Origin of the sequence: Methyloversatilis universalis EHg5 (assembly GCF_000378945.1) — a bacterium.
Classification (GTDB): domain Bacteria; phylum Pseudomonadota; class Gammaproteobacteria; order Burkholderiales; family Rhodocyclaceae; genus Methyloversatilis; species Methyloversatilis universalis_A.
In genome coordinates this window covers 3,354,819-3,380,937 of sequence record NZ_KB900539.1, presented here as the reverse complement: position 1 = coordinate 3,380,937, position 26,119 = coordinate 3,354,819, and the positions used below count along the sequence as shown (strand labels likewise).

The 26,119-nt window shown below is 65.5% G+C and carries 23 protein-coding genes; 15 read left to right on the top strand and 8 right to left on the bottom strand.

Annotation, left to right across the window (positions count from 1 at the left end; translation table 11 throughout):
• The first annotated feature begins 119 nt into the window (after positions 1 to 119).
• The 7 genes from METUNV2_RS19230 (at position 120) to METUNV2_RS0115425 (ending at position 6,647) form a co-directional block, all read left to right on the top strand.
• The gene (locus METUNV2_RS19230; protein WP_018230379.1) at positions 120 to 794 is read left to right on the top strand and encodes a thermostable hemolysin; all 675 of its coding nucleotides are present in this window, start codon (positions 120 to 122) and stop codon (positions 792 to 794) included.
• Positions 791 to 2,272: an AMP-binding protein gene (locus tag METUNV2_RS0115450; protein WP_018230378.1), complete on the top strand. Its 1,482-nt coding sequence runs from the start codon at positions 791 to 793 to the stop codon at positions 2,270 to 2,272. Before METUNV2_RS19230 ends, METUNV2_RS0115450 begins: the two co-directional genes overlap by 4 nt.
• Complete coding sequence (locus METUNV2_RS0115445) at positions 2,259 to 2,927, top strand: TenA family transcriptional regulator (RefSeq protein ID WP_018230377.1); 669 nt, start codon at positions 2,259 to 2,261, stop codon at positions 2,925 to 2,927. The genes METUNV2_RS0115450 and METUNV2_RS0115445 overlap by 14 nt, the downstream gene beginning before the upstream one ends.
• Positions 2,924 to 3,736: an SDR family oxidoreductase gene (locus tag METUNV2_RS0115440; RefSeq protein ID WP_018230376.1), complete on the top strand. Its 813-nt coding sequence runs from the start codon at positions 2,924 to 2,926 to the stop codon at positions 3,734 to 3,736. Before METUNV2_RS0115445 ends, METUNV2_RS0115440 begins: the two co-directional genes overlap by 4 nt.
• The gene (locus METUNV2_RS0115435; protein WP_018230375.1) at positions 3,733 to 4,377 is read left to right on the top strand and encodes a tetratricopeptide repeat protein; all 645 of its coding nucleotides are present in this window, start codon (positions 3,733 to 3,735) and stop codon (positions 4,375 to 4,377) included. Before METUNV2_RS0115440 ends, METUNV2_RS0115435 begins: the two co-directional genes overlap by 4 nt.
• Positions 4,378 to 4,482: 105 nt before the next feature.
• Entirely contained in the window at positions 4,483 to 5,160 is a 678-nt protein-coding gene (locus tag METUNV2_RS0115430) for a response regulator (protein ID WP_018230374.1), read from the top strand.
• Positions 5,160 to 6,647 (top strand): ATP-binding protein, encoded by a 1,488-nt coding sequence (locus METUNV2_RS0115425; protein ID WP_018230373.1) that lies wholly within the window; start codon positions 5,160 to 5,162, stop codon positions 6,645 to 6,647. The genes METUNV2_RS0115430 and METUNV2_RS0115425 overlap by 1 nt, the downstream gene beginning before the upstream one ends.
• A 6-nt stretch (positions 6,648 to 6,653) precedes the next feature.
• On the opposite strand, the gene murU is transcribed toward METUNV2_RS0115425, so the two are convergent.
• Positions 6,654 to 7,334 carry an N-acetylmuramate alpha-1-phosphate uridylyltransferase MurU gene (gene murU, locus METUNV2_RS0115420; protein WP_018230372.1) on the bottom strand — a complete coding sequence of 227 codons (681 nt, stop codon included), beginning with the start codon at positions 7,332 to 7,334 and terminating at the stop codon, positions 6,654 to 6,656.
• 25 nt (positions 7,335 to 7,359) lie between these two features.
• Entirely contained in the window at positions 7,360 to 8,364 is a 1,005-nt protein-coding gene (locus METUNV2_RS0115415; protein ID WP_026188210.1) for an aminoglycoside phosphotransferase family protein, read from the bottom strand.
• A gap of 174 nt (positions 8,365 to 8,538) precedes the next feature.
• On the opposite strand from METUNV2_RS0115415, the gene METUNV2_RS0115410 reads away from it, so the two are divergent.
• From METUNV2_RS0115410 to rsmA, 4 genes are read left to right on the top strand one after another with little or no spacing between them, the layout of a single operon-like run.
• Positions 8,539 to 11,469, top strand: a complete 2,931-nt coding sequence (locus METUNV2_RS0115410; protein WP_232415687.1) for an LPS-assembly protein LptD — start codon at positions 8,539 to 8,541, stop codon at positions 11,467 to 11,469.
• 28 nt (positions 11,470 to 11,497) lie between these two features.
• A complete protein-coding gene (locus tag METUNV2_RS0115405) occupies positions 11,498 to 12,829 on the top strand; it encodes a peptidylprolyl isomerase (RefSeq protein ID WP_018230369.1) in 1,332 nt (443 codons plus the stop codon).
• A complete protein-coding gene (gene pdxA / locus METUNV2_RS0115400) occupies positions 12,826 to 13,851 on the top strand; it encodes a 4-hydroxythreonine-4-phosphate dehydrogenase PdxA (RefSeq protein WP_018230368.1) in 1,026 nt (341 codons plus the stop codon). Before METUNV2_RS0115405 ends, pdxA begins: the two co-directional genes overlap by 4 nt.
• A 1-nt stretch (position 13,852) precedes the next feature.
• Complete coding sequence (gene rsmA / locus METUNV2_RS0115395; RefSeq protein WP_018230367.1) at positions 13,853 to 14,629, top strand: 16S rRNA (adenine(1518)-N(6)/adenine(1519)-N(6))-dimethyltransferase RsmA; 777 nt, start codon at positions 13,853 to 13,855, stop codon at positions 14,627 to 14,629.
• Positions 14,630 to 14,661: 32 nt separating this feature from the next.
• On the opposite strand, the gene METUNV2_RS0115390 is transcribed toward rsmA, so the two are convergent.
• Positions 14,662 to 14,859, bottom strand: a complete 198-nt coding sequence (locus tag METUNV2_RS0115390) for a YgaP family membrane protein (protein ID WP_018230366.1) — start codon at positions 14,857 to 14,859, stop codon at positions 14,662 to 14,664.
• A gap of 183 nt (positions 14,860 to 15,042) precedes the next feature.
• Between METUNV2_RS0115390 and METUNV2_RS19700 the strand changes: the two genes are divergently transcribed.
• The 4 genes from METUNV2_RS19700 to METUNV2_RS0115370 are packed head-to-tail and all read left to right on the top strand — an operon-like array spanning position 15,043 to position 20,933.
• Positions 15,043 to 18,615, top strand: coding sequence for an RHS repeat domain-containing protein (locus tag METUNV2_RS19700; protein WP_081618552.1), 3,573 nt, complete (start codon positions 15,043 to 15,045; stop codon positions 18,613 to 18,615).
• Positions 18,616 to 18,640: 25 nt separating this feature from the next.
• Entirely contained in the window at positions 18,641 to 18,997 is a 357-nt protein-coding gene (locus METUNV2_RS0115380) for a hypothetical protein (protein ID WP_051081940.1), read from the top strand.
• A 55-nt stretch (positions 18,998 to 19,052) separates the two neighbouring features.
• Positions 19,053 to 20,387: an RHS repeat-associated core domain-containing protein gene (locus tag METUNV2_RS19220; RefSeq protein WP_232415686.1), complete on the top strand. Its 1,335-nt coding sequence runs from the start codon at positions 19,053 to 19,055 to the stop codon at positions 20,385 to 20,387.
• A 6-nt stretch (positions 20,388 to 20,393) separates the two neighbouring features.
• Positions 20,394 to 20,933 (top strand): hypothetical protein, encoded by a 540-nt coding sequence (locus METUNV2_RS0115370; RefSeq protein WP_018230363.1) that lies wholly within the window; start codon positions 20,394 to 20,396, stop codon positions 20,931 to 20,933.
• Positions 20,934 to 21,123: 190 nt separating this feature from the next.
• On the opposite strand, the gene METUNV2_RS0115365 is transcribed toward METUNV2_RS0115370, so the two are convergent.
• From METUNV2_RS0115365 to METUNV2_RS0115345, 5 genes are all read right to left on the bottom strand, one after another.
• Positions 21,124 to 21,867, bottom strand: coding sequence for an amidohydrolase family protein (locus tag METUNV2_RS0115365; RefSeq protein ID WP_051081939.1), 744 nt, complete (start codon positions 21,865 to 21,867; stop codon positions 21,124 to 21,126).
• A gap of 40 nt (positions 21,868 to 21,907) precedes the next feature.
• Positions 21,908 to 22,570 carry a Crp/Fnr family transcriptional regulator gene (locus METUNV2_RS0115360; RefSeq protein ID WP_018230361.1) on the bottom strand — a complete coding sequence of 221 codons (663 nt, stop codon included), beginning with the start codon at positions 22,568 to 22,570 and terminating at the stop codon, positions 21,908 to 21,910.
• On the bottom strand, positions 22,567 to 23,325 hold the full coding sequence (xth, locus tag METUNV2_RS0115355) for an exodeoxyribonuclease III (RefSeq protein WP_018230360.1): 759 nt from the start codon (positions 23,323 to 23,325) through the stop codon (positions 22,567 to 22,569). Before xth ends, METUNV2_RS0115360 begins: the two co-directional genes overlap by 4 nt.
• 14 nt (positions 23,326 to 23,339) lie before the next feature.
• Positions 23,340 to 23,876, bottom strand: coding sequence for a DUF4124 domain-containing protein (locus METUNV2_RS0115350; RefSeq protein ID WP_018230359.1), 537 nt, complete (start codon positions 23,874 to 23,876; stop codon positions 23,340 to 23,342).
• Positions 23,877 to 23,977: 101 nt separating this feature from the next.
• Positions 23,978 to 26,056, bottom strand: coding sequence for a M3 family metallopeptidase (locus METUNV2_RS0115345; RefSeq protein ID WP_018230358.1), 2,079 nt, complete (start codon positions 26,054 to 26,056; stop codon positions 23,978 to 23,980).
• Positions 26,057 to 26,119: the final 63 nt, after the last annotated feature.

Here is a 26,119-nt window from a genome sequence, read left to right as displayed (position 1 = left end):
TCAGGTCGGAAGTTTAGGGCCTTCTGCCGCCGAAACGTTCTGTTGCATCCGCTCCGAACGGCTTAAGTCCCGCTTAATCTTCTCCATCGAGCATGCCTCCATCGACAAGGAGGCATCCGATGCCGCATACCGCCGCACTGATTGCACTGACCCCCCGCCACGCCGTTGCCGGCAGCGCCTCTGCGCTGCAGGCCTGCGTGATCGGTGTCCGGGTCGAAGACAGCGCCCCAGAACTGGAAGTGATCGGCCACGGCCATCCGGCGCGGGCGTCGATCGAACGCTATATCGCCGGCTGCTTCCTGCGCAGCTATGGCGCGGTGATTTCCCGTTTCGCCGACACCCTTCTGGGGGTGCGCGGGCCGGACGGCGAGTGGCAGGCTGCGCTCGGCTATTCGCTGCCAGCCTCGCGGCCGGAAGTGTTCGTCGAACAGTATCTGGACCAGTCGCTCGAACAGGCGCTGTCGCAGGTGCTGCGCGAACCGGTGGCGCGTGGCGCGCTGGCCGAGGTCGGCAATATGGCCGCCACCTCCGCCGGCATGGGCCGGGCGCTGATCGCGCTGGCCACCCGCCACCTGTATGCGCGCGGCCTCGATTACGTGGTGTTCACCGCCACCCGGGCGCTGGCGAATTCCTTCGTCCGGCTGGGCATTCCCATCTTTTCGGTGGCACCGGCCGACCCGGCCCGCTTGCGCGATGGCGAAGCATCCTGGGGCAGCTATTACCGCAATACGCCGACCGTGATGGTCGGACGCATTGCCAGCGGCCTGCATACCGTGGGGGTGGAGGCAGCATGAACGACCACAACGGGCTGCCGTCGCTGATCGGCCCGCAAGGCGGGTTCGATGCCGGTGCGGTGCTGGGGCGGGTCGATGCACTGGCAGAACGCATGCGTGACTGCATCGGACAGGGCGCCTGTGCCGGCGACGTGATCGCGCTGCTGGCCGATAACGGCAAGGACTGGCTGATCGCCGATCGCGCGGTGCGTCAGATCGGTGCGGTGCTGCTGCCGCTGCCCACCTTCTTCACCGACGACCAGTGCCGGCACGCGCTCGATGCCGCCGGAGTCAGCCTGTTGATGACCGATGACCCGCTGCGGGCCCACCGCCTCGGGCGCGACGAGGACAGCCTGCTCAGTTCGGGCCGACTCACGCTGTTCCGCGGTGCCCCGCGGCCGGCTCGGGTGCTGCCGCCGGCCACCGCCAAGATCACCTTCACCTCCGGTACCACCGGCCAGCCCAAGGGCGTGTGCCTCAGCGCCGACCAGCTGGCTGCGGTCAGCGGCTCGCTGGCCGGCATCGCCCGCGATCTGGGCATACGACGCCATCTGTGCATGCTTCCGCTGGCGGTGCTGCTCGAAAATGTGGCCGGTGCCGATACCGCCTGGCTGGCTGGCGCCCAGTGCATCGTGCCGCCGCTGGCAGAAGTCGGCCTGACCGGCTCCAGCCATTTCGATGTGCGGGTGGCGCTGGCGGCGATCGAACGCTGGCAGCCGGACAGTCTCATCCTGCTGCCGCAGATGCTCACCGCGCTGGTGGCGGCGGTCGATGCCGGCCTGCCGGCGCCGCGCGGCCTGAAGCTGGTCGCGGTCGGCGGCGCCCGGGTGTCGCCCGACCTGATCACCCGTGCCCGCGCGCTGGGCATTCCGGCCTGCGAAGGCTATGGCCTGTCGGAAGCCGGTTCGGTGGTGGCGCTCAATCTGCCGGACGATGCGCCGGGCGCGGTCGGCCGTGTGCTGCCCCATCTGAAGGTGTCGCTGTCGGCCCGTGGCGAAATCCTGGTTGATGGCCCGCGCCTGCCGGGCTATCTCGGCACGCCGGCGTTGCCGGATGCACCTTTCCCGACCGGCGACATCGGTCATCTCGATGCCGAAGGCCGGTTGCATGTGACCGGCCGGCTCAAGCACCAGATCATCACCAGCTTCGGCCGCAACGTGTCGCCGGAATGGCCTGAAGCCGAACTGCTGGCCGCGCCCGAAATCGCCCAGGTGGTGGTGTTCGGCGAGGCGCAGCCGGCGCTGTCGGCGGTCATCGTGCCGCGCGGCGACATCAGCGACGAAGCGCTGGATGCCGCGGTCGACGCGGCCAACGTCCGCCTGCCCGACTACGCGCGCATCGGCATCCGCCTGCGCGCCGACGCTCCCTTCTCACCCGCAAACGGTCTGGCGACCGACAACGGCCGCGTACGCCGTGACGCGGTGTGGTCTTTCTACGGCGACCGGCTCGCCGTGCTGTACGCACATGCCTCAGGAGTCCCCGAACATGTCGTTTCATGAACGCCTGCAGCGCGAAACCGCTGCCGAACGTGCCCACCTGCTGTCCGCGCCCATCATCCAGGACGCCCTGTCCGGTCGCGTCACGCTGACCCAGTACCGCGCCTTTCTCGAACAGGCCTTCCACCATGTGCGGCACACCGTGCCGCTGCTGATGGCCTGCGGCGCGCGGCTGCCGGCCACCCACGAGTCGCTGCGCCGTGCGGTGGCCGAATACATCGAGGAGGAGATCGGCCACGAGGAGTGGATACTCGACGACATCGCCGCCTGCGGCGGTGATCGCGAAACCGCACGCCGCTCCGCACCGGGCGTCGAAGCCGAACTGATGGTGTCCTACGCCTACGACTGGATCGCGCGCAAGAATCCGGTCGGCTTCTTCGGCATGGTGCATGTGCTCGAAGGCACCAGCGTGCAGATCGCTACCGCCGCCGCCGAGCGCATCGCGCAGACCCTGCACCTGCCGCCGGCGGCTTTCAGCTATCTCAATTCGCACGGCAGCCTGGACCAGGACCATGTGCTGTTCTTCGCCACGCTGATGGACGGCCTGGAAGACGAGGAGGACAGGCTTGCGGTGATTCACGTGGCGCGCGTCATGTACCGCCTGTACGGCGACCTGTTCCGCGCGCTGCCGGCCAGCGACCAGGCGCTCGCGGCATGAAGAGCGGCTTGCGTGCAGTCATCACCGGCGCGGCCGGTGGCATCGGTCGTGCCATTGCCAGTGCGCTGGCCGGCCGCGCCAGCGCGCTGCTGCTGGTCGGGCGCGATGCTGCCCGGCTGGCCACGCTGGCCGACGAACTGGTGCGCAAGGCGCCCGATGTGCAGATCCGCACCGTGACCGCCGACCTGAATACCGCGGCCGGCCGCGAAGCCATCGTACAGGCCGCCGAAGCGTTGCCCGGCGGGCCGAATCTGCTGGTGAACAACGCAGGCGTCAGCGAACTGGCCTGGTTCGAGGACCAGTCGGACGCGCAGATCGAACGCATCGTGCAGACCAATCTGCTCGCACCGATGCTGCTCACCCGCGCGCTGCTGCCGCAGCTGCACCGCCAGACCCGGGCGCGGGTGGTCAATGTCGGCTCCATTCTTGGCGACATCGGCCACCCGGGCAGTGTCGCCTACTGCGCCAGCAAGTTCGCGTTGCGCGGCTTCACCGAAGCGCTGCGCCGCGAACTGGCCGGCAGCCGGGTGCAGCTGCAGTACCTGGCGCCGCGCGCCACCCGCACTGCGCTGAACAGCGATGCCCAGAACGCGCTGAACAGCGAACTGGGCGTGGCCAGCGATACGCCGGAATCGGTCGCCGCCGAGCTGCTGAAGCTGCTTGACGGCCCGCGCGCCGAGCGCCACTTGGGCTGGCCGGAAAAGCTGTTCGTCCGCATCAACCGCATGCTGCCCGCGCTGGTCGATTCCAGCCTCGCGAAGCAGCTTCCCGTCATCCGCCGTCACGCACAACAAGGAGTCAAACCGTGAATGCATTCCTCCGCGCCTCGTGCGCCCTGTTCGCCGCACTGCTCATCGCCCCCGCCTTTGCCGGCGTAGACGAATCGGTGGCCCGGCTGCAGTCCGAGTGGGAACAGATCAAGTACCGCCAGCCGGCGGACAAGCAGGAACAGGCCTTCGAGCATCTGAGCAAGGACGCGGCTGCGGTGCGGACCGAATTCCCGGATCGTGCCGAAGCCGACATCTGGTACGCCATCATCGTGGCCAGCCACGCCGGCGCCAAGGGCGGTCTGGGTGCGCTGTCACTGGCCAAGGAAGCCCGGGCGGCGCTGGAAAAGGCGCTGGCCAAGAATCCGAATGCGCTGGAAGGGTCGGCCTACACCAGTCTGGGCTCGCTCTACTACCAGGTGCCGGGCTGGCCGATCGGCTTCGGCGACAAGGACAAGGCGCGCGAACTGCTGAACAAGGCGCTGGCGATCAACCCCAAGGGAATAGACAGCAATTTCTTCATGGGTGATTTCCTGTACCGCAATGGCGAGTACGAGAAGGCGCGCGTGTCGCTGGAAGCTGCACTGCAGGCACCGGCCCGCCCGACCCGTCCGCTGGCCGACGAAGGCCGGCGCAAGGAAATCGAGGCGCTGCTGGTGAAGGTGCGCGAGAAGTTGAAGTAAACCCGTGCGCCTGCCCCTGAAACTGCAGGTGAACACGCCCTGCCGATGCAATTGTTCCCGGTCGGAGTCAGAATGACGGCATTCCGTTACGACATAAACCGACCGATGAAGGTACTGCTGGTCGAAGACGACGAACTGCTGGGGGCCGGCATACTCGATGCGCTTGAGCGTGCCCGCTATACGGTGGAATGGGTGCGCGACGGCATGCAGGCGCTGACCGCGCTGCGCGGCGGCGGCGTGGACATCGCGGTGCTCGACCTCGGCCTGCCGCGGCTGGACGGCATGGACGTGCTGCGTCGCGCGCGCGAGGCCGGTGTGGTGACGCCGGTGCTGGTGCTCAGTGCGCGCGACACCACCGCCCAGCGCATCGGCGGTCTGGACGCCGGTGCCGACGACTATCTGGTCAAGCCCTTCGACCTCGACGAGCTGCTGGCCCGCTTGCGCGTGCTTGAGCGGCGCACCCGGGGCTCGGTGTCCAACCTCATCCGTTACGGCACGATTGCGCTCGACACCTCCGGTCTCACGGTGAGCCACGACGAACGCCCGGTCGAACTGCAGCGCCGCGAATTCATGGTGCTGCGCCGGCTGCTGGAGAACATCGGCCACGTGATGAGCCGGCAGCAGCTGGTCGAGAACATCTATGGCTGGGACAGCGAACTGGAAAGCAATGCGCTGGACGTGCACATCCACAATCTGCGCAAGAAGTTCTATCCGGAGCTCATCCGTACCGTGCGCGGCGTCGGTTACGTGATCGACCCGCTGCCCGTGGCGCGGCAGGGCTGATGCGCGCGCTGCAGGGCGTGCCCTTGCGGGTGCTGTTGCTGGCCGGCAGTGCCTTCATCCTGTTGTGCGTGCTTGGTACTTCGGCGTTGCTGGCAGTACGCGCAGGCCAGGACGAGGCGGACGAGCTGTTTGACGCCCGCCTCGCCACCTCGGCTCGGGTGCTGGAAAGCCTGATGGCGCGCCAGGTCGAGCACGCCACCATCAATACGCCGCTGGTCATGTCGCTGCCGGTGCCGCTGGAGCTTGAAGCCGGCGAGCGCGATCGTCAGCTGGGCAGTCCGCAGCAGCTGTCATGGTCGGCGGTGCTGCAGGACTGGCTGTTCGGTCACCACGACATCGAAACCCCGCTGGGCCACGAGTACGAAACCCATATCGCGTATCAGATATGGACCGACTACGAAACCTTCGGCAGCGATGGTTTCCGCCTGCTTGCCCGTTCGTCGTCGGCACCGGCGATACCGATGGCGCCGATGCGCGCCGGCTTCAGCGACCATGATCTTGCGGGCAGCCTGTGGCGGGTATTCGTGCTGCATTCGGGCGATGTCTGGATACAGGTGGGCGAGCGGGTCGATGCGCGCGAGGAACTGTCGGCCAAGCTGGGCTGGGCCACAGGCGCACCGCTCCTGATCGGCCTGTTCGTGCTGCTGCTGCTCAACGGCCTGCTGATCGGCTACGGACTGGCGCCGCTGTCGGAGATGGCCGAGCGCATCGCCGGTCGCTCGCCGCGCGATGACCAGCCACTCACGCTGTCGCGGGTGCCGGCGGAAATCGCACCGGTGCTCAGTGCGCTCAATGCGCTGTTCGGCCGGGTGCGCGATGCGCTGGCGCGCGAGCGCCGCTTCATCGACGCCGCCGCGCATGAACTGCGCACGCCGCTGGCCGCGCTGCGCATCCACGCACAGAACGCGCGCCGCGCCGAAGATCCGGCCAGGCTGAACAAGTCGCTGGACAGCCTGCTCGAAGGGGTGGCCCGCACCGTTCATCTGACCGAACAGATGCTGGCGCACAGCCGGGCCGGCCGGGGCGCGCAGGACATTCCGCTGTCGCTGCGCGAGGTGGTGCGCGATGCGGTGGCCCAACGTCACCTGTCGTGCGAGGCCAGCGGTCATGCGCTCGCGCTGCAGGCGGACGAAGAGCCGCTGACCGTGATCGGTGACGCCAACAGCCTGTCGAGCATGGTGGGCAATCTGATCGACAACGCGCAACGCTATGCGCCGGCCGGCACCGCGATACGGCTGGAACTGGGGCGTGACGGAGATCAGGCGCGGCTGGTAGTGAGCGATGCCGGCCCCGGCATTCCGGAAGATCTGCGCGAGCGGGTGTTCGAACCGTATTTCCGCATTCCGGGTTCGGCCGGCAGCGGGTCCGGCCTCGGACTGGCCATTGTGCGAGAGGTGGTGGAATACCTGGGGGGGCAGATCGCGCTTGGCGAAGCCGAGGGCGGTGGCCTGCGGGTCGAGCTGCGGTTGCCGCTGGCGCCTGCCTGAGGCGGTTCAGCGTTCGCCGCGCACCAGCGCGTCGACCTCCGCCAGCCGCTGTGGCGTGCCGACATCGTGCCAGTGGCCGCCGTGGTGTGCCCCGGATACGCGCCCTTCGCGCATCGCCGTGCGCAGCCGTGGCGCCAGCTTCGCCGGGGCGTCCGGGTCGAGGCCATCGAACAGGGCGGGGTGATAGGCACCGATGCCGGAAAAAGTGAGCCGGCCATCAGCCTCGTCATGCACCCGGCCGTCGCGCAGCACGAAATCTCCGGCCGGGTTGTGCGGCGGGTTGTCCACCAGCAGCAGCCGGGCAAGGTCGCCATTGGCTGACAGCGTGGCAGCAGCGGTGGCGAACGCGCCGAAATCGGCGTCGCACCAGATGTCGCCATTGACCACGATGAAGGGCGCCTCACCGAGCAGGTGACGGGCGTGCGCGATGCCGCCGGCGGTTTCGAGCGCACCTTCCGGCTCGGCCGACCACGCGATGCGCACGCCGAGTGCGGACCCGTCACCCAGCGCCTCGACCAGTCGGTAACCAAGGTGGGCGTGGTTGATCACCAGGTCGGTGATGCCGGCGGCACGCAGCGCATCGATGTGCCACACGATGAGCGGTCTGCCGCCCACCGCCAGCAGCGGCTTGGGCAGGTGGTCGGTCAGCGGACGCATGCGCTCGCCCCGGCCGGCGGCGAGGATCATCGCTTTCATCGGGTGCAGGCCGCGGTCAGAAGGTGTAGCCGGCCTGCGGCGTGATGCCTTCCAGGCGGTTCAGCAGTTTTGCCAGCGGTGCGAGGTCGCGGTAGCGCATTGCGGTGGTGCGCAGGTAGTTCATGACCCGCGGCATGTCCTTCAGATAGCCGTCCTTGCCATCGCGATGGCAGAGGCGCGCGAAGATGCCGAGCACTTTCAGGTGGCGCTGGGCGCCCATGAATTCGTAGTCGCGGTGGAAATCGGCGAAGTCCTCGCGCACCGGCAGGCCGGCGCGCTTGGCGTCCTGCCAGTAGCGGATCAGCCAGTCCAGCACCTGTTCCTCGTCCCAGTCGATGTAGGCGTCCTTGAACAGGCTGACCAGGTCGTAGCTGATCGGGCCATACACCGCGTCCTGGAAGTCGATCACGCCGGGGTTGGGCGCGGTCACCATCAGATTGCGGCTGTGGTAGTCGCGGTGCACGAACACCTGCGGCTCGCCCAGGTTCACGTCCAGAATGCGGTCGAACACCTCGTACAGCGCAGTGGTTTCCGCCTCGCTCAGTTCGGCCTTCAGGTGGCGGCCCACGTACCACACCGGGAACAGTTCCATTTCCGCCAGCAGGCGGTCGCGGTCGTACTCCGGCAGCACGCCCGGGCGGCTGGCTTTCTGCATTGAAATCAGCGCGGTAGTGGCGTCGAAGTACAGCGCTGGGGCGTTTTCGGCATCCAGCACCTGCAGATAGGTGGTGCTGCCCAGGTCGGACAGCAGCAGGAAGCCCTGTTCGACATCCTGCGCACGCAGCGCCGGCACGTGGGCGCCGGCCGCCTCGAACAGGGCCTGTACCGCGACGAAGGGGCGGCAGTCTTCCTGTGGCGGCGGGGCGTCCATCGCGATATGGGTGCGGCCGTCCGGCAGCGTGACGCGGAAGTAGCGGCGGAAGCTCGCGTCGGCCGAAGCCGGGCGGATGTCCAGGGTCTGGCCCGGGAACTGCGCGTGCAGCCAGGCGGTGAGTGCGTCGAGGCGCAGGTCTTGGGTCATGGTCATTTCCGGGGCACCCGCTTGCAAATAGTTGCCGTCGCCGGCCGGGATGCGGGTGCCGTTTGATAAGATGCGCGATTCTATAACGCGGCCGCGCACGGACCGCCGACCTGTCGGCGCCGGACGAAGGCCGGTGTGCAACCCGCGATCAGCCCGCTTCCAGCCCTTTCATCCGTGCTCCGGCGTTCCGTCATTCTTTCCCTCGCCTGGATGTCCTGCACCGCGCAGGCGGCCGACGCCTTGCCGTCGCTCAAGGTCGATCCCGGTCTGCTGCCGCCGTCGCAGCGCCCGGCGAAACAGCCTGAGGCAAAGCAGGGCGCTGCCAAGCCTGCCGCGACCGGCAAGACGGCCGAACAGGCCCCGGATCAGAATCAGGGGTCTGCGTCCGCGCAGTCCGCTCCGCAGACCGCCGAAACCTTCCCGGTGGCGGCGCCCGGCGAAACCCCGGCAGCTGCGCCTGCAGCCGCTCCGGCTGCCGTCGCCGCCCCTCAGCCGGCCAAGACTGCCCCTGCGGCGGCGGCGCCCGCTGCCGCAGCGCCGGTCCGGGTGCCGGACGAAGGCCGTGCCGGACGTACGCCGATTGCCGACAGCATGACGGCGCGCAACATGCCGCCGCTCAAGGTCGATCGTTCGCTGGTGCGCAATCCGCCTTCGCGTGCGGCCGGTGCAGCGATCGCTGCCCAGGGCGGGCCCGCGTCGGTCGACGAACCGGTGGCCTATCGCAACGTGACGACCGCGCGCAACATGCAGCCGCTGAAGGTGGACCGCGCGCTGCTCGGCACGCCGCCGGTGGCGCGTCGCCGCTCACCGTCCGAACTGCCCGCCGGGGCGGTGGTGACCCAGCTCGCCGGCAATGCCGCTGCCGCAGATACCGGCGCGCTGCCACCCGCCGTGCCCGAGGACGACGAAAGCCGCATGCTGCGCGGTGCGATCACGCTGTCCGAATATGTAGAGAAGCACCCGGAATCGCGCGCCACGCTGATTGCCGCGGACCAGCTCGACGGCACCACCGACGAAGTCATGCGAGCGGTCGGTGCGGCCGAGCTGCGCCGGCCCGGTACTTCGCTCACCGCCGACACCATCACCTATGCACCGCCGACCGACGAACTGCAGGCCGACGGCAATGTGCGCCTGGTGCGCGGCGAGGACGTGGTCGAAGGACCGTCGCTGCGCTACCGGCTGGAGCGGGGTGAGGGCGTATTCGAGAAGCCGCGTTACACGATACGGCGCAATCTGCAGACTGGCGAAAACCTGCGTACCACCACCGGTCGCGGCGAAGCCGAGCAGATGGAATTCCTGAGCGACAGCCGGGTGCGCATGGACAAGGCCACGTATTCGACCTGCAGCCCGGACAGCCCGGACTGGTATGCCCAGGTCGATACGCTGAACCTCGATTTCGATTCCGAGGTCGGTGAAGGACGCAACGGCAAAATCGTGTTCAAGGGCGTGCCAGTGCTGTACTCGCCCTGGCTGGATTTTTCGCTGAACAACCGGCGCAAGTCCGGTTTCCTGACACCCACCTTCGGCGTGACCAACCGTACCGGTATCGACTTCCTGATGCCGTACTACTGGAATATCGCGCCGAACATGGACGCCACCATCGGTCTGCGCTTCCTCGGTACGCGCGGCCTGATGCTCAGCAACGAATTCCGCTATCTGCAGGAAGACTACGCCGGCAAGCTGCGGCTGGATTATCTGCCCAGCGACAGCATCGCCAACCGCAACCGCTATGCCTTCAGCTTCCAGCACGAACACCAGCTGAACGAGCGGCTGAGCGGCACGCTGAACATCAATTCGGTATCCGATCGCGACTACTACACCGATCTGGGTTCCCGCCTGGCCATCACCTCGCTCAGCTATCTGCCGCGGGAGGGCACGCTGACCTACAACGGCGACTGGTGGCGGGTGAATGCCAAGGCGACCGAGTACCAGGCGCTGGCCAACCGGCCGGAAATCTATCGCCAGATGCCGTCGGTCACCTTCAGTGCGCTGAAATCGGATCTGCCGGGCGGTCTGGTGTTCAGCACGATGGCGAACTACACCGATTTCGCGATCGATGACGTTCGCCGCGACCAGGGTCGTCGCGCGGTGCTGTATCCGCAGCTGTCGCTGCCGATGCGCAATCCGTACTTCTTCGTGACGCCGAAATTCGGCGTGCATCTGACCAATTACCAGATCGATCGCGGCACCAGCAACGCCGGTCTGCCGACCTCGCTGTCGCGCTCTATACCGATCTTCAGCCTGGACGCCGGCACGGTGTTCGAACGCGATTCCGATCTGTTCGGCCAGGGCTACATCCAGACCTTCGAGCCGCGCATGTATTACGTGCTGTCGAGCTACAAGAACCAGAACCGTTTCCCGGTGTTCGACAGCGCGCTGGCCGACTTCAACTTCGCTCAGATCTTCTCGGAGAACGTGTACGTCGGTCAGGACCGCATCGCCGACAGCAATCAGGTGACCGCAGCCGCGATTTCGCGTTTCATCGATCCGCAGACCGGTGCCGAACGCGCCCGCCTTGCGCTGGGCCAGCGTTTTTACTTCGCTGACCAGAACGTGGTGCTGCCCGGCGGCACGCCGCGCACCGGCAATATCGCCAGCACGCTGGCCGCGGTGTCCGGCGAGCTGATGGACAAGACCTGGATCGATGCCGCTGTCCAGTACAACACCGACCTTTCGCAGACCGAGCGCTACAGCATCACCGCGCGCTGGAATCCGCGCGAGGCGCAGGTATTCAATACCTCCTACCGCTTCCGCCGCGCTGGCGTGACCGCAGACGAGGTGCGCGATCTCGACCTGTCGGTGCAGTGGCCGCTGACCAACCGCTGGTATGCGCTGGCCCGCCACAACTATTCGATCGCCGACCGCCGGCTGGTCGAAGGTCTGGCCGGTTTTGAGTACAACGGCGGCTGCTGGGTCGGCCGTTTCGTGTTCCAGCGCATCGCGACCAACGTCTTGCGCACCCGCACCGCGCTGTTCTTCCAGCTCGAGCTGAACGACTTTTCCCGCATCGGTTCCAACCCGCTGGACGCGCTCAAGCGCAGCATCCCGGGTTATGGCCAGATCAACCAGAGCACTGCCGACCCGATCTTCGGCGGCGACTACTGACCGCCCAGATTTCCGACGGAACGCCCCCATGCTGAACACACGGTTTCTCGCCCTGCTGCTGAGCGCCTGCGCGCTGTTGTCTGCCGGCGGCGTCTATGCTCAGGCCAACCGCAACGCGCCCAGCGACGTGGTCGAGGTCGATCGCATTGTTGCGGTGGTCAACAGCGACGCGATCACGCTGTACGAACTGCGCTCGCGCACCGAGCAGGCGGTGGCCCAGCTGCGCGGCCGCAATGTCACGCCGCCGCCGATCGAGGATTTCGAGCGCCAGGTGCTCGAGCGCATGATCTACGAGAAGGTCCAGCTGCAGCACGCGGAAGAGACGCAGATGCGGGTGGACGACCGCATGCTTGAAGCCGCACTGGGCCGCATCGCCGAAAGCAACAACATGAATGCGACCCAGCTGCGCTCTGCGGTCGAACGCGACGGCATTTCGTGGTCGCGTTTCCGTGACGACATCCGCAAGGAAATCATCCTGAGCCGTCTGCGCGACCGCGAGGTCGAAAGCCGGGTCGTGGTGACCGAAGGCGAAATCGACAACTACCTCGCCAGTCCGCAGCGCAAGGCCGAACAGCCCGAGGAATACAACATTTCCCACATCCTGCTGCGGGTGCCGGAAGGCGCCAGCCCGGAAACGCTGATGCGGCTCAAGGCCCGCGCTGATGCGGCGCTCGATGCGATCAAGCGCGGCGAGGATTTCGCCCGCGTGGCCGCTTCGTATTCCGAGGCGCAGGACGCGCTGTCCGGTGGCAGCCTGGGCTGGCGCCCAGCCGACCGCATGCCCCAGCTGTTCGCCGACATGCTGCCCAAGCTCAAGGTGGGCGAGGTGAGCGACATTATGCGCAGCCCGGCCGGCTTCCACATCATGAAGGTGGTGGACAAGCGCGGCGGCGTGGGCGGTGGAGATGGCCGCGTCAGCCAGACCCGCGCCCGCCACATCCTGATCAAAACCTCCGAAGTGCTGAGCGACGCCGAAGCGCGTCGCCGGCTCACTTCGCTGAAGGAGCGTCTGGACAACGGAGGCAGTTTCGAGGAACTGGCCCGCTCCAATTCGCAGGATCTGTCGGCTGCCAAGGGCGGCGATCTGGGCTGGCTGTATCCGGGCGATACCGTGCCCGAATTCGAGAAGGTGATGAACGCGCTGCAGCCGGGTCAGGTGAGCGAACCGGTGCAGTCCCCGTTTGGCTGGCACCTGATCCAGGTGACCGAGCGCCGGGTCGAAGACGTGTCGACCGAACGCCAGCGTGCCGCCGCCCGTATGGCGCTGCGCGAGCGCAAGGCGGAAGAGGTGTATCAGGACTGGGTGCGCCAGCTGCGCGACCGCGCCTATGTCGAAATCCGGCTGAACGACGAACGGTGAGCCGTCCGCGCATCGCCCTCACCACCGGAGAGCCGGCCGGCATCGGCCCGGAACTGTGCGCCGCGCTGGCCGGCCGCCGGTTCGACGCCCGGCTGGTGCTGATCGGCGATGCCGGCCTGATCGCCGAGCGTGCCCGCGTCTGCGGCATTGAACTCGAACTGCGTCCTTACGACGCCTCGCAGCCGGACACCGCATCGGCGGACGGCCTCGAAGTGCTGCACGTGCCGCTTGCAGCACCTGCGGTCGCCGGCCGGCTCGATCCGGCCAACGCGCGCTACGTGCTGGCCCTGCTGGACCGCGCGCGCGACGGCTGCATGCGCGGTGAATTTTCCGCCATGGTCACCGCACCGCTTCACAAGGGCGTGATCAACGACGCCGGCATTGCCTTCACCGGCCACACCGAATATCTCGCCGACACCACCGGCACGCCACAGGTGGTGATGATGCTGGCCGGGCGCACCGGTGCAGACGCCCGGACGACGACCGATGGGCCCTGGCTGCGCGTGGCGCTGGCCACCACCCATCTGCCGCTGTCCGCGGTGCCGGCCGCCATCAACCGCGAATCGCTGGCGCGCACGCTGCGCATACTCGACCACGACCTGCGCGCCCATTTCGGCATTGCCCGGCCGCACATCGTGGTGGCCGGCCTGAATCCGCACGCCGGCGAAGGCGGCCACATGGGGCGGGAAGAACTGGACGTGATCGCGCCGGTGCTCGACGCGCTGCGTGCCGACGGCCTCGACCTCGAAGGCCCGCTACCGGCGGACACGCTGTTCGTACCGCGCCACCTCGACGGCGCCGATGCGGTGCTCGCCATGTTCCACGACCAGGGCCTGCCGGTGCTCAAGTACGCCACCTTCGGCCACGGCATCAACATCACGCTGGGTCTGCCGCTGATCCGCACCTCGGTCGATCACGGCACCGCGCTCGACCTGGCCGGCACCGGCCGTGCCGACACCGGCAGCCTGATCGAGGCGGTCGAAGCCGCGATTTCGATGGCGCACGCGCGCCGGACGCACTGACATGGAAGGTCACCGCGCACGCAAGCGCTTCGGCCAGAACTTCCTGGTCGATGGCAACATCATCCGCAAGATCGTCGCCGCCATCGATCCGAAGCCGGATCAGGTGATCGTGGAAATCGGCCCCGGTCTGGGCGCGATGACCCGGCCGGTCAGCGAAAAACTCGACCGCCTGCATGTGGTCGAGATCGACCGCGACCTCGCGCAGCGGCTGCGCGAAGGCGATCTGGCGCCCAAGCTGGAAATTCACGAAACCGACGCGCTGAAGTTCGACTTCGGCACGCTCGGCCCCGACCTGCGGGTGATCGGCAACCTGCCGTACAACATTTCCAGCCCGCTGCTGTTTCACCTCGCGGAGCACGCAGAGCGCATCCGCGACATGACCTTCATGCTGCAGAAGGAAGTGGTGGACCGCATCGTCGCCGCGCCCGATACCGACGAGTACGGCCGGCTGTCGGTCATGCTGCAGTACCGCTTCGAGTGCGCCCACCTGTTCGACGTGCCGCCCGGTGCGTTCAGGCCGGCGCCCAAGGTGATGTCGGCCATCGTCCATCTGAAGCCGCGCCCGGTCGAACAGCTCACCGCGCGCGATCCGTTGCTGATGTCCGCGATCGTCAAGGCCGCCTTCGGCCAGCGCCGCAAGACGCTGCGCAACACCCTGCGCGAACACCTCGACGTCGCCGACTGGGAGTCGCTGGGCATCGACCCCTCACGCCGCGGCGAAACGCTCGAAGTCGCCGACTACGTGCGCATCGCCAACCACTGCGCGGCGCGCGACTGAGCCGCTGCAGCGCGCACGTCTGAAGCGTCGCTTCAGGCGTCTTTCTTGATGCCGCAGGTGCTGATGCCCAGCAGCGGATAGGCCGGGCAGAAGTTGAACAGCCCGGTCAACAGCGGCACCACACCCAGATAGCCCCACACCCCGATGGTGCCGGTCGCCGCCATGGCGATCAGCGCGAGGCCGACGACGATGCGCAGGATCTTGTCGATGCCGCCCACATTGCTTTTCATGAATGTTCTCCCTTGAAGTGATCTGTGGGCACATGGTGCTGCGACGGCGGGGCGGGCTCAGTGACCCAGGTTACATTGCATAGTGCTCAATGTTTATGTCATACAAATGGATGATTTTATGCACAAAGGGTTGTTTTTATTAGACGCTACTCTGATCTTGATTCAGACAGTTACGGATAAGACATGATCAAAGGACTGTTCGTCAGTGCGCAGATTTTGCTGATTAGGATCATTTTCTTTTCGTACTCCGATGTCGCTGTCGCAGTGAAATACGACGATCTGGTTCCGGGCCATCCCACGTTCGTTTCTGACCAATACGGTACCGGGTGGTGGGCGAAAATGCAGATCCACGTTGGCTGCCCTGGACCAGATTTGGCGCCTTATGGTTGGCATATCCCGAGCTACTGGGGGGATTCGTTGGAGACGTGCAAGCTCTTCACGATTTGGGCTCGCCCGTCATGTCCTTCAGGTGAAGTAATCGGTGATGAGGGCTATTCATGTGGAGTTCCCAGTCCTCTCGCTCTCTCTGCTCGTAAATCCAAGGAGGCAGGCTTTCCGCTGTGCGGGACCTCGACAGAGTTTCCAATCAACTTTGCTGCTGGCAACAAGTTCTTGGCGGAGATTGATTTTGATGGTGCGCTGAGTCTTACGCGGTACTACAACAGCGTGAATCGTTCTGACCAGTTTACTGAACTGATCTCCAGTTCTGGAGGACAACAACCGTTCGGCCGCGGATGGAGTCATCGCTATTCCGCGAGACTGAAGCGCTCGACGGCTTCATCTCCGTCGGTATGGGTTGTGAGGCCTACGGGGCAAGTCCTACATTTTAGATTCAGCGGACTAGGTTGGTATGGTGAGGCAGATGTCTCTGACACTCTCGCTGAGATAAAGGATTCCAACGGTGTGACGACAGGTTGGCGTTACTGGGATCGAGCCGAAAGCGTATTGGAGACCTACGATGGCCAGGGGCGGTTGCAAAGGGTATCGCTGCGTGACGGCGGAGTGACGAGTGTTTTGTATAGCGACGGCACCGATGGTGCTGCGTCAGGTACCGGAGGCTTTATTCTCGATGAGAATGGCGTTCAAACGGCTCTTGTGCTACCGGCCGGTAGGTTGCTAATTGTTTTCGATCAGAACGGACGTCGACGATTCTTCGGTTATGACGCGGCTGGCCGGGTTGTGAAAATTACGGATTCTGAGTCGAGTCTCGCAATCCGATTTATTTACGACGAATCCGATCAGTTGGTTGAGGTGAAGTCTCCCGATCAATCTGTGAAGCGCTATCACTACAACGAGAGTTTGCAGACATCTGGAATTCACCTTCCGGGTACGATGACTGGAATCACTGATGAGAACGGCAGTCGATTCGTTTCTTACATGTACGACAGCGCTGGCCGAGCAATCGGCGAGGTTCTGGCAGGGGGAGTGTCCGCTACTCAAATCGCCTATTCGCTGAATGCGGCTCAGGAAGTTCTTGGCGCGACCGTCACAGACGCCTTGCTTACAGCACGCAGTTATAGTTTTTCGTCGAAAGTCGGACGCGCTCGACTTGGTACGGTGAGCCAGCCGGGTGGCCCCGGATGTGCAGCAGCGGTCTCGTCAAAGCGCTATGACGAACGTGCGAATGCTATCAGTTGGGCCGACTTCGCTGGGGCAAAGACTTGTGTTGAGGTGGCTCCCAATCGGAATGTTGAATTGGTGAGGCTTTCTGGCCTTTCTTCATCTACGTCTTGTCCGACATCTCTTTCCACCTATTCGCCGCTTGCATCCCAACGCAAGACGAGCACCGAGTGGCATCCTCTGTGGGACCTGAAGGTGCGCGAGGCGCAGCCGAACAAGATCACTACCTGGGTGTATCACGGCAGGCCGGATCCCACTGCGGGTGGCGCCATCGCCAGTTGCGCGCCGAGTGATGCGTACGTGTATGACACGGTCCCGATCGCCGTGCTGTGCAAGCAGGTGGAACAGGCGACGACGGACACCACAGGTGGCGCGGGCTTCGGTGCAACGGCCAATGGCGCGCCGCGCATCTGGACCTACACCTGGAACCGCCACGGCCAGATGCTCACAGCCAACGGTCCGCGCACCGACGTGGCCGATGTGACCACCTACGAGTACTACCCGGACACCACGGCGAACTGGACGAAGGGCGACCTCAAGACGCTCACCAACGCTCTGGGGCAGGTGTGGTCCTTCACCCAGTACGACGCGGCGGGGCGACTGCTGTCGATGACCGACCCGAACGGTGTGCTCACCACTCAGACCTGGCACCCGAGAGGGTGGCTGACCAGCCGCACCACGGCCGGGGCGACGACGAGCTGGAGCTACTACCCCACCGGACTGCTGCAGCGGCAGACGCTGCCGGATGGCCGCTACGACGACTACACCTGGGACGACGCGCACCGGCTCACCGACGTGACCGACGCACTGGGCAACCGCACGCACTACACGCTGGACGCCGCGGGCAACGTGACGCAGGTCGACGTCACCGACGCAGGCAATCAACTCGCCCGCCAGCAGCGCACCGAGTACGACCTGCTGGGCCGTCCGTGGAAGCGCCGGGACGCGGCTGGCAACGTGACCGAACAGCGTCACGACGCGATGAACCGACTGAACAAGCTCATCGACCCCAAGAACCGCGAGACGGACTACCAGTGGGATGCGCTGGGCAGGCTGCGGCAGATCGACGACGCGCAGCAACCGGTGCGCGGTGTCACCCAGGCGCAGTACGACGGGCAGGACCAGCTGAAGTCGCTGACGGCACCGAACGGCGCCAGCACGCAATTCATGGTCAGTGGTCTGGGTGACACCACGCAGGAGATCAGCCCGGACCGGGGCACCCTCAGCTACACGCATGACGCGGCAGGCAACGTCACCCAGCGCACCGACGGGATGGGTCGGGTGACGGGCTACACCTGGGATGCGCTGAACCGGCCGCTCACCGTGAGCTATCGGCCTTCGGCGGGTGGTGCCGTGAGCGAGACGGTCACCTATACCTGGGACACCTCAGCCGGATGCAGTCACGGCGTTGGGCGGCTGTGCGCGGTGAGTGATGGCGCAGGCAGCACGACCTACAGCTACAACGACAAGGGTTACCTGGTGTCAGCCACGCGCCTGGAAGCCGGGCAGACGCATGTCACGCAGTATGTGCGGGATCTGTCGGGTCAGGTGCTCTCGTGGGTGGATCCAACCAGTTTCCAGTTTTACTCGGGGCGAGATGAGATCGGACACATGAAATGGTTGCGCATGACACGAGCAGGGCAGCCGGTCAGCGCGATTGCAACAGACCTCTCCTATGACGCGACGGGCACGCTGACATCCTCTCGCATGGCTGCAGGGCAGGGGGCCGGCTCTGTCGGCGTATCGCGAGAGTTCAATGAAGATGGTCTGCTCATCGATGGTCGGCTGGCATCGCCGGGCACACTGTGGTCATTCGAATGGACACAGGCATACGCGCGGCGAGGAGAGTCTATTGAGGTGCAGGTCACGATAAGCCCTGCAGAAGTGCGTGGAGTTCTGATGATCTGCAAATGGCCGTCTGCGCCATGTACGCCCGAAACCAAGCTCGGCGAGACTCGCGTCGACAGCGGCGGCACTTACACGGTACGCACATCAACCGACCTGCCGGTAGGAATCTATTGGGCGGGCATGCGGTTTGAGCCGTATCCCCCATTCAAAGCGCGTTTCGAAACTTCGATGCGACTACTCTTTATCGGGGTTCCACCGAGTCAGTTGATCGACGATCTGTTGCAGTAAGCACATTCAGGGAGAGGACAAAAGCATGAAGCTTCGCATCAAGAATTGGGCAGCTGCGATAGGGCTGTCCTTGTTGGCGGCGGGTTCGGTCCATGCGGCCACGCTGACCTGCACCGGGCTGGTCAATGCGGTGACGGCACACGCTGACGGCAGTGTGTGGATCACGGCGGCGTGGAACAACAATCCGGTGCAGGTCTGCAATACGGTGACAGCGTGGAAGTCTGTGCCGACGGAAGCGTGCAAGCGCTGGCATGCGGCGGCGCTGCTGGCGCGCACGACGCAACAGGCACTGCAGGTGTATTACGGCAGCACGGCAGCGGCAAGCTGCTCAGGCATGGGCAGCTACGGTGCGGCGGATGCACCGACGACGCTGACCAACTAGTAAGACAGCGAGCCTCTCCATGAGACGAGCACTGAGGTACGCGTGGATGCTGTGCATGGTGCTCGTGCTGTCCGGCGCGGTGCGCGCGGACAGCTACGAGTACGACGAACTGGGCAACCTGAAGACCCAGACGACGCCGCGTGGAGTACGCGGTTACACCTATGACGAGATCCAGCGGCTGGATACGGAGACGGGCTACAGCGGCAATCGGGATCACGCCTACGACCTGAACGGCAACCGTACGACGGACGGAGCCAGCGCACCGGGCACGCCGACCACGGCGACCTACACCTCGAACACGAACCGGATCGCGACGATCAACGGTGCGGCGGTGACGATCGACGCAGCGGGTCAGATCACGAACGACGGGCTGAACAGCTACACGTGGGACGACGCCGGGCGGCTGAAGACAGTGAGCCGAGGCGGACAGCTCAGGGCGACGTACCACTACGATCACAAGCACCGTCGGACGAGAAAGGTGACGACGGCGGCCGCCCCTCAGGGCGCCCAGACGGTGGTGTATCACTACGACGATCAGGACAGGCTGATCGCGGAGACGACACCGGCGGGTGTGCCTATTCGTAGCTACGCATGGTCGGATGGGAACCTGCTGGGTCAAGTCGAGTACGTGCCGAACGCGACGAACACGGGGTACGCGGTCGGGCGAGTCCTCTACTATGGCTTTGATCACCTAGGCACACCCCGGCAGGCTAGAGAACGTGCCGGTCCCGTAGTGTGGCGCTGGGAGTCGGATGGCTACGGCAACACGCTGCCCGAAGAGGACCCCGACGGCAACGGACAGAAGACCTACGTGTATCTGCGCTTCCCCGGCCAGTACTTTGATGAAGAGTCGGGGCTGCACTACAACTGGCATCGGTACTATGTGCCGAGGCTCGGGAGGTATCTGTCCAGTGACCCTATCGGGGTTGAAGGCGGGGGGAATACCTACGCTTACGCGCTTAATCAGCCCATCAGGTACACCGATCCCAGTGGGCTCTTCGTGCCGCTGGCAATACCGGGGGTTTGTGCTGCTGGTGGTTGTGAGGCACTTGGAGCGGCCATCATCTTGATGTCCGAGCCCGGGCGGCGGGCTATCAAGGACGCCGCAAATGCAATCGGTGATCTGTGCAAGCCCGATGACTCGGAGAGGTGCGAGAAGGCGAAGCGAGACGCGCAGTCGCGGTATTGGAAGTTGACGACAAAGCGCATTCCGCAGTACCAAAGCGGTGGTGTGAACGGCCCGGACGCAGGGCACTATGCAGCGATCTTGGAGTTGCAGCAGTCCCTGCGGGATGCGGTACGTCGGGTTCGTTTGTACTGCAACCCTCTTCCTGCAGAGATCGCGGAGTGGGAACGGGCTGCCAACGAACCTATCGCCCCTCGGCACTGAGCGAACATGGACAACGATGCCTGGACCGATCTTCCCCTCTCGCTCATAGAGAGTGAGGACTACAAAGCGCTTAATGCGGAGCAGCGAAGCAACTTCGCGGCACGACTGCGCCATTGCGCGGAAGTTGCGGCGAAAGGGGGCTGCGCTGCGAAGACGGAAGGCGCGGGACTGCTTGATGCGATCGATGACATCGAGCTCGACGCGATGTCCATCATGGGCGGGTTCTCAGACGTTGAGGCGACAGTCTCCCCGTACCGAGTTCATTCTTCGTGGACGTTCGAATGTGATCGCCAGGCGATGGCCGGGTGTGTGGTTGCGGACGCAGCGAGCTTCCTGGCAACAGCTCGCATAGGGGTGGATGCATCGCATGACGACGCGAGAAATTGGTTGCGAACTTGGGCAGAGGTTCTTCGCTTGACGCTGAACCGCTTCGGCACAGCGTCCTCGTTTACCGAGGCTGTAGCGCACTTGGTAGTTGCAGATGCGCTGGTCTGTTCGTACTTGGTCTTCGCTGCGACTGCCCGCTTGAATAGTGGGATTCGATGACTCGGTAGGAAGCTCAGGCAAGGTGAATAATAAAATAGGAGGCAGGTCACGGATTTCATGACGCCCGTGCCCGTTGTACGACGTTTTCTTCACTCCATACTACGTGGTGAAGTCGTTTTTTGTGAGCTCGGTGAGTGCGAAATGAAGCGCTCCGCATGTTTGCGGAAACACTGAAAATCGAGGCAGACACTCAGGTCGTGCAATAGACGCCCTTGGCGTTTGCTCTGAATGACGCCGCCGTCCGAACTGCCTGGCTTAGCCTTTCGATATCCGCCGGCTCAAACGCCCTCGGCGCCCGCGTACACGGCAAATCTGTCCCGAACATCAGCGCCTCCGGATTCACCGCATCGATCCGGCTCAGCGCCTCTGCAATATCGAAGTCACACCGCCCGAAACCCGTCGCCTTCACCTTGACGCCGCGCTCGACCAGCCACAGCAGATCGTCGAAGCCTTCAGCGGTGAGTCCGAGATGATCGATGGACACGTTCGGCAGGCGCGCGAGCAGGGCACGCAGGCCGGCGAGATGACGGTTGGCGACGTAGAGCTCGACATGCCAGTCGCACAGTTCATGCACGCGCAGCGCCATGCGTTCGAGCAGCGACACGTCTTCCGAGCCGCCGCGCTGCAGGTTGAATCGCATGGCGCGCACGCCTTCGGCATCCAGGCCGAGGATGACGTCGTCCGGCGTATTGGCTGGCAGTTGCGTCACGCCGATGAAACCGGGGCCGAGGCAGGTGAGTGCGTCGAGCAGGCAGGTGTGGTCGAAGCCCTGGAAGCTGCCGGATACGGCGCCCCCGCCGGTGATGCGCAGCGGCCTGGCGCGGGCGAGGTAGTCGTCGACGGTGAAGAAATCCGGCGTGTAGCCCTGGTTCGGGATGAGCAGAAAGCCGGGCGCGATGATGTGCTGGTGGGTGTCGAAGAAGCCGACTTCGATGTCGGGGATCGAGGCGGGCGTCGTGCGGGGTGTCGCGGCCTTACTTGCGTTCGGCGGCGAGCGCCCGCAGCCCCGCCGGATCCAGTATGTCGATCTGGTTGCGCCCCAGTGCCACCAACCCCTGTTCGGCGAAGCTCTTCAGCAGGCGGCTGACGATTTCGCGCACGCTGCCGAGTTCGTCGGCGAGCTGCTGGTGGGTGGTGTGCAGCGTTTGGCCGTGGCCGAGCAGCAGGCTGGCCAGGCGCTGGTCGAGGCGCTGGAAGGCGATGGCTTCGACCAGCTGCATCAGTTCGGCGACCCGCTCGGCGAACAGGCTGAACACGAAGGTGCGGAAGGCGGGTTCGGACAGCAGGCGGTCGAACAGCGCGGTGGGCAGCACCAGCAGCCGGGCCGGTGTTTCGGCCACCGCGTGCGCGTTGTATTCGATGTGGCCGAGCAGGCAGGCGCTGGAAATGACGCAGGTTTCACCGGCATGCACCCGGTACAGCGGCAGTTCGCGGCCGTTGGCGGATGACTTCGCCACCTTGACCTGACCTTCGAGCACGAAGGGGAAGCCGCCGCAGGGCTGGTATTCGTCGAACAGGTGGGTGCCGGCCGGCACCTCCATCATCCGGCCTTCCTTCTCGATGAGGGCGCGGGCTGCCGGCGACAGGCCGGACAGCAGCGGATAGATGGCGGTGAGGGCGTCGGCGTGGCCGTTCATGACAGGGTGGCGATGACCGGGGCGTGATCAGAGGGGCGTTCCAGCTTGCGCGGGGCCTTGTCCACGGTGCAGGCAGTGCAGCGCGCGGCCAGCGGGGCGGACAGCAGGATGTGGTCGATGCGCAGGCCGAAGTTGCGGCGGAAGGCGCCGGCGCGGTAGTCCCACCACGACCAGCTCTTTTCCGGCTGGTCGAACATCCGGAAGGCGTCGGTCAGGCCGAGCGCGATCAGGTCGGCGAAAGCTGCGCGCTCCTGCGGCGACACGTGGATGTCGTCCTTCCAGTCCGGGTGAGCGTCGCGGTCTTCGGGCGCGATGTTGTAGTCGCCGAGCAGCGCGAGCTGCGGATGACGGGTGAGTTCGTCGCGCAGCCAGCCGGTGAGGGCGGCCAGCCAGCGCATCTTGTATTCGAACTTCTCCGAGCCGACCGCCTGCCCGTTCGGGAAATAGGTGCACACGATGCGCACGCCATCGACCGTGGCGGCGATCACCCGTTTCTGTTCGTCCTCGAAACCGGGAATGCCGATCTGCACGTCGCTTGCGGGCGACTTCGACAGAATGGCCACGCCGTTGTAGGTCTTCTGGCCGCTGATGGCGCTGTGATAGCCGGTGGCTTCAAGTTCGGCGCGCGGGTAGGTGGCGTCTTCGGTCTTGGTTTCCTGCAGGCACACCACGTCCGGCTGCTCGGCGGCGAGCCAGTCGGTGAGGTGGGGCAGGCGGACTTTCAGCGAATTGACGTTCCAGCAGGCGATTTTCAAAAGAGACGGCTCCGTTACTGTTTTGCTGCGCCGTCGGTCGGCTCGGCCGCCGCAGGCTTGGGCGCGGGCGGCTTGGCGCTGCCTTTGGCCGGATAGCCGGCGCGGTCGAGCAGCCGGTTCCAGGCGTCGGCGCTGTAGCCCATGAGCTGGTCGGCGCCGGCGGCGATGGCTGGCACGCGGGCTTCTTTCACCTTGAAGCGGGCGACGAGGGCGGCTTTCTGTTCTTCGGAGGTGATGCGCTGTTCGGTGTAGGCGATGGCGCGCTCGCGCAGCAGTGCCTGGGCAGACTCGCACAGCTTGTCGCACTCGTTGCCGAACCACACGGTGACCGGCGCGTTCTTCATCGCTTCGCGCTCGGCGTAGCTCGCGCCCTGTTCGACCACGCTGGGCTGCAGCTTCTTCTCGGTGGCCGAGCGCGCGTCCGGCGGCGGCGGGGTGTCGGTGTAGTGGGTGCGGCCCTGCGCGTCCTTCCACTTGTAGGTCTGGGCGATTGCGGTGCCTGCGCACAGGGCGCCGGCTAGCACGATGCAGATCAGTCGGTGCAGCTTCATGCGTGCTCTCCTCGGTGACGGCCGCTCGGTGAAGCCCTGATTCTACCCACGCGGGCTGACCCGCGGCGCGGGCCGCCGCGGGTCATCGGGTGCAGGTCGTGTCAGGCGGCCTCGGCCATGCCGCTGTGGCGCAGCAGCGCATCCGGGCGCGGTTCGCGGCCGCGGAAGGCCTTGAACGATTCAAGCGCCGGGCGCGAGCCGCCCACCGCCAGGATTTCGTCCCAGAAGCGGCGTCCGGTGGCGGTGTCGAGCACGGTGCCGGCAGCGCCGCGCGCTTCCTCGAAGGCTTCGAAGGCATCGGCCGACAGCACTTCGGCCCACTTGTAGCTGTAGTAGCCGGCTGCGTAGCCGCCGGCGAAGATGTGGCTGAAGCTGTTGGCGAAGCGGTTCCACTCCGGCGGGCGCACCACCGACACTTCGTCGCGCACTTCTTCCAGCAGCTGCAGCAGCGTGCGGTCGCCGCCGGGCACGAAGTCGTGGTGCAGGCGCAGGTCGAACAGCGAGAACTCGATCTGGCGCAGCGTCTGCATGCCGCTCTGGAAGTTCTTCGCGGCGATCATCTTGTCGTACAGCGCGCGCGGCAGTGGTTCGCCGGCGTCGACATGAGCGGTCATGCCGGTGAGCACGTCCCACTCCCAGCAGAAGTTCTCCATGAACTGGCTGGGCAGTTCGACCGCGTCCCACTCGACGCCGTGAATGCCGGACACCGGCAGGTCCTCGACCCGGGTGAGCAGGTGGTGCAGGCCGTGGCCGGTTTCATGGAACAGCGTGATCACGTCGTCATGGGTGAAGGTGGCCGGCCGGGGTTTGCCATCCTTTTCACCGATCGGCGACGGGAAGTTGCAGTTCAGGTAGGCGACCGGCGTCTGCACGCCGCCGCTGACTGCGCGGCGGGTGATGGCTTCGTCCATCCAGGCGCCGCCACGCTTGGTTTCGCGCGCGTAGAGGTCGAGATAGAACTGCCCCACCAGTTCCGGGCCCTGCGCGCCGGCGCGCTCGATGCGGAAGAAGCGTACGTCCGGGTGCCAGACCGGCGCGGTGTCCGGCCGGATGGTGACGCCGTAAAGCCCTTCGACCACGCGGAACAGGCCTTCCAGCACCTTGTGCTCCGGGAAATACTGCTTCACTTCCTGTTCCGAAAAGTCGTAGCGCTGCACGCGCAGCTTTTCCGACACCCAGGCCATGTCCCAGGGCTGCAGGTCGTCGAGGCCGAATTCGTTGCGGGCGAATGCGCGCAGTTCGTCGAGGTCGCGCTGGGCGTGTGGGCGGGCGCGCTTGGCCAGGTCGCGCAGGAAGTCCATTACCTGTTCCGGCGTGTCGGCCATCTTGGGCACCAGTGACAGTTCGGCGAAGCTGGCGAAGCCCAGCATCTTCGATTCCTCCACCCGCAGCGCCAGGATGCGCGCGATCAGCGGCGTGTTGTCGCGTTCCTTTTCACCGAATTCCGAGGCGCGGGTGGCGTAGGCGCGGTACATGCGGGCACGCAGTTCGCGGTTGTCGGCGTACTGCATGACCGGCAGGTAGGAGGGCATGTGCAGCGTGAACTTCCAGCCGTCGCGCTCGTCGCGCTGGGCGGCTTCGCGGGCGGCCTCGATGCTGTCTTCCGGCAGGCCGGCCAGCAGCGCTTCGTCGGCCACGTATTCGGCGAAGGCGTTGGTGGCGTCGAGCAGGTTCTCGCTGAACTTCGCCGACAGCGCGGCCAGCTCTTCCTGGATTTCCTTGAAGCGCGGCTTCTGCTCTTCGGCCAGCTCGGCGCCGGACAGGCGGAAATCGCGCACTTCGTTGTCGAGGATGCGCTGGCGGGCCGGAGACAGCGTGGCGTATTCGGCCGAATCGCGCAGCGCCTTGTATTTGGCATACAGTGCGAGATTCTGGCCGAGCGCGCTGTAGAAGCGGGTGATGTCGGGCAGCGTGGCGTTGTAGGCCTCGCGCCAGGCCGGCACGTCATTGACGCCGTGCAGGTGGCCGACGATGCCCCAGGCGCGGTTCACCTGCTCGCCCATGTCGGTGATCGGTGCGGCGAAAGCGTCCCAGGTCGGGGTGTCCGGGCGGGCTGTCAGGTCGTCAATCAGTGCCTGATAGCGGGCAAGCAGTTCGCCGATGGCCGGCGCCACGTGTTCGGGCTGCGCCGCATCGAAGCGGGGCAGGCCGGAGAAGTCGAGCAGCGGATTGGTATTCATGGTCGTTGTGCGGTTCTGTTAGACGAGCTTTCGCCCGGAAATGGGCAGGCCAGCGGCCGATTC

What these genes read in the sequence shown, in the direction of transcription:
- METUNV2_RS19230 (WP_018230379.1), top strand. Translation starts at nt 120, where the DNA reads ATGCCGCATACCGCCGCACTGATTGCACTGACCCCCCGCCACGCCGTT.
- METUNV2_RS0115450 (WP_018230378.1), top strand. Translation starts at nt 791, where the DNA reads ATGAACGACCACAACGGGCTGCCGTCGCTGATCGGCCCGCAAGGCGGG.
- METUNV2_RS0115445 (WP_018230377.1), top strand. Translation starts at nt 2,259, where the DNA reads ATGTCGTTTCATGAACGCCTGCAGCGCGAAACCGCTGCCGAACGTGCC.
- METUNV2_RS0115440 (WP_018230376.1), top strand. Translation starts at nt 2,924, where the DNA reads ATGAAGAGCGGCTTGCGTGCAGTCATCACCGGCGCGGCCGGTGGCATC.
- METUNV2_RS0115430 (WP_018230374.1), top strand. Translation starts at nt 4,483, where the DNA reads ATGAAGGTACTGCTGGTCGAAGACGACGAACTGCTGGGGGCCGGCATA.
- METUNV2_RS0115425 (WP_018230373.1), top strand. Translation starts at nt 5,160, where the DNA reads ATGCGCGCGCTGCAGGGCGTGCCCTTGCGGGTGCTGTTGCTGGCCGGC.
- murU (WP_018230372.1), bottom strand. Translation starts at nt 7,334, where the DNA reads ATGATCCTCGCCGCCGGCCGGGGCGAGCGCATGCGTCCGCTGACCGAC.
- METUNV2_RS0115415 (WP_026188210.1), bottom strand. Translation starts at nt 8,364, where the DNA reads ATGACCCAAGACCTGCGCCTCGACGCACTCACCGCCTGGCTGCACGCG.
- METUNV2_RS0115405 (WP_018230369.1), top strand. Translation starts at nt 11,498, where the DNA reads ATGCTGAACACACGGTTTCTCGCCCTGCTGCTGAGCGCCTGCGCGCTG.
- rsmA (WP_018230367.1), top strand. Translation starts at nt 13,853, where the DNA reads ATGGAAGGTCACCGCGCACGCAAGCGCTTCGGCCAGAACTTCCTGGTC.
- METUNV2_RS0115390 (WP_018230366.1), bottom strand. Translation starts at nt 14,859, where the DNA reads ATGAAAAGCAATGTGGGCGGCATCGACAAGATCCTGCGCATCGTCGTC.
- METUNV2_RS19700 (WP_081618552.1), top strand. Translation starts at nt 15,043, where the DNA reads ATGATCAAAGGACTGTTCGTCAGTGCGCAGATTTTGCTGATTAGGATC.
- METUNV2_RS0115380 (WP_051081940.1), top strand. Translation starts at nt 18,641, where the DNA reads ATGAAGCTTCGCATCAAGAATTGGGCAGCTGCGATAGGGCTGTCCTTG.
- METUNV2_RS19220 (WP_232415686.1), top strand. Translation starts at nt 19,053, where the DNA reads ATGGTGCTCGTGCTGTCCGGCGCGGTGCGCGCGGACAGCTACGAGTAC.
- METUNV2_RS0115370 (WP_018230363.1), top strand. Translation starts at nt 20,394, where the DNA reads ATGGACAACGATGCCTGGACCGATCTTCCCCTCTCGCTCATAGAGAGT.
- METUNV2_RS0115360 (WP_018230361.1), bottom strand. Translation starts at nt 22,570, where the DNA reads ATGAACGGCCACGCCGACGCCCTCACCGCCATCTATCCGCTGCTGTCC.
- METUNV2_RS0115350 (WP_018230359.1), bottom strand. Translation starts at nt 23,876, where the DNA reads ATGAAGCTGCACCGACTGATCTGCATCGTGCTAGCCGGCGCCCTGTGC.
- METUNV2_RS0115345 (WP_018230358.1), bottom strand. Translation starts at nt 26,056, where the DNA reads ATGAATACCAATCCGCTGCTCGACTTCTCCGGCCTGCCCCGCTTCGAT.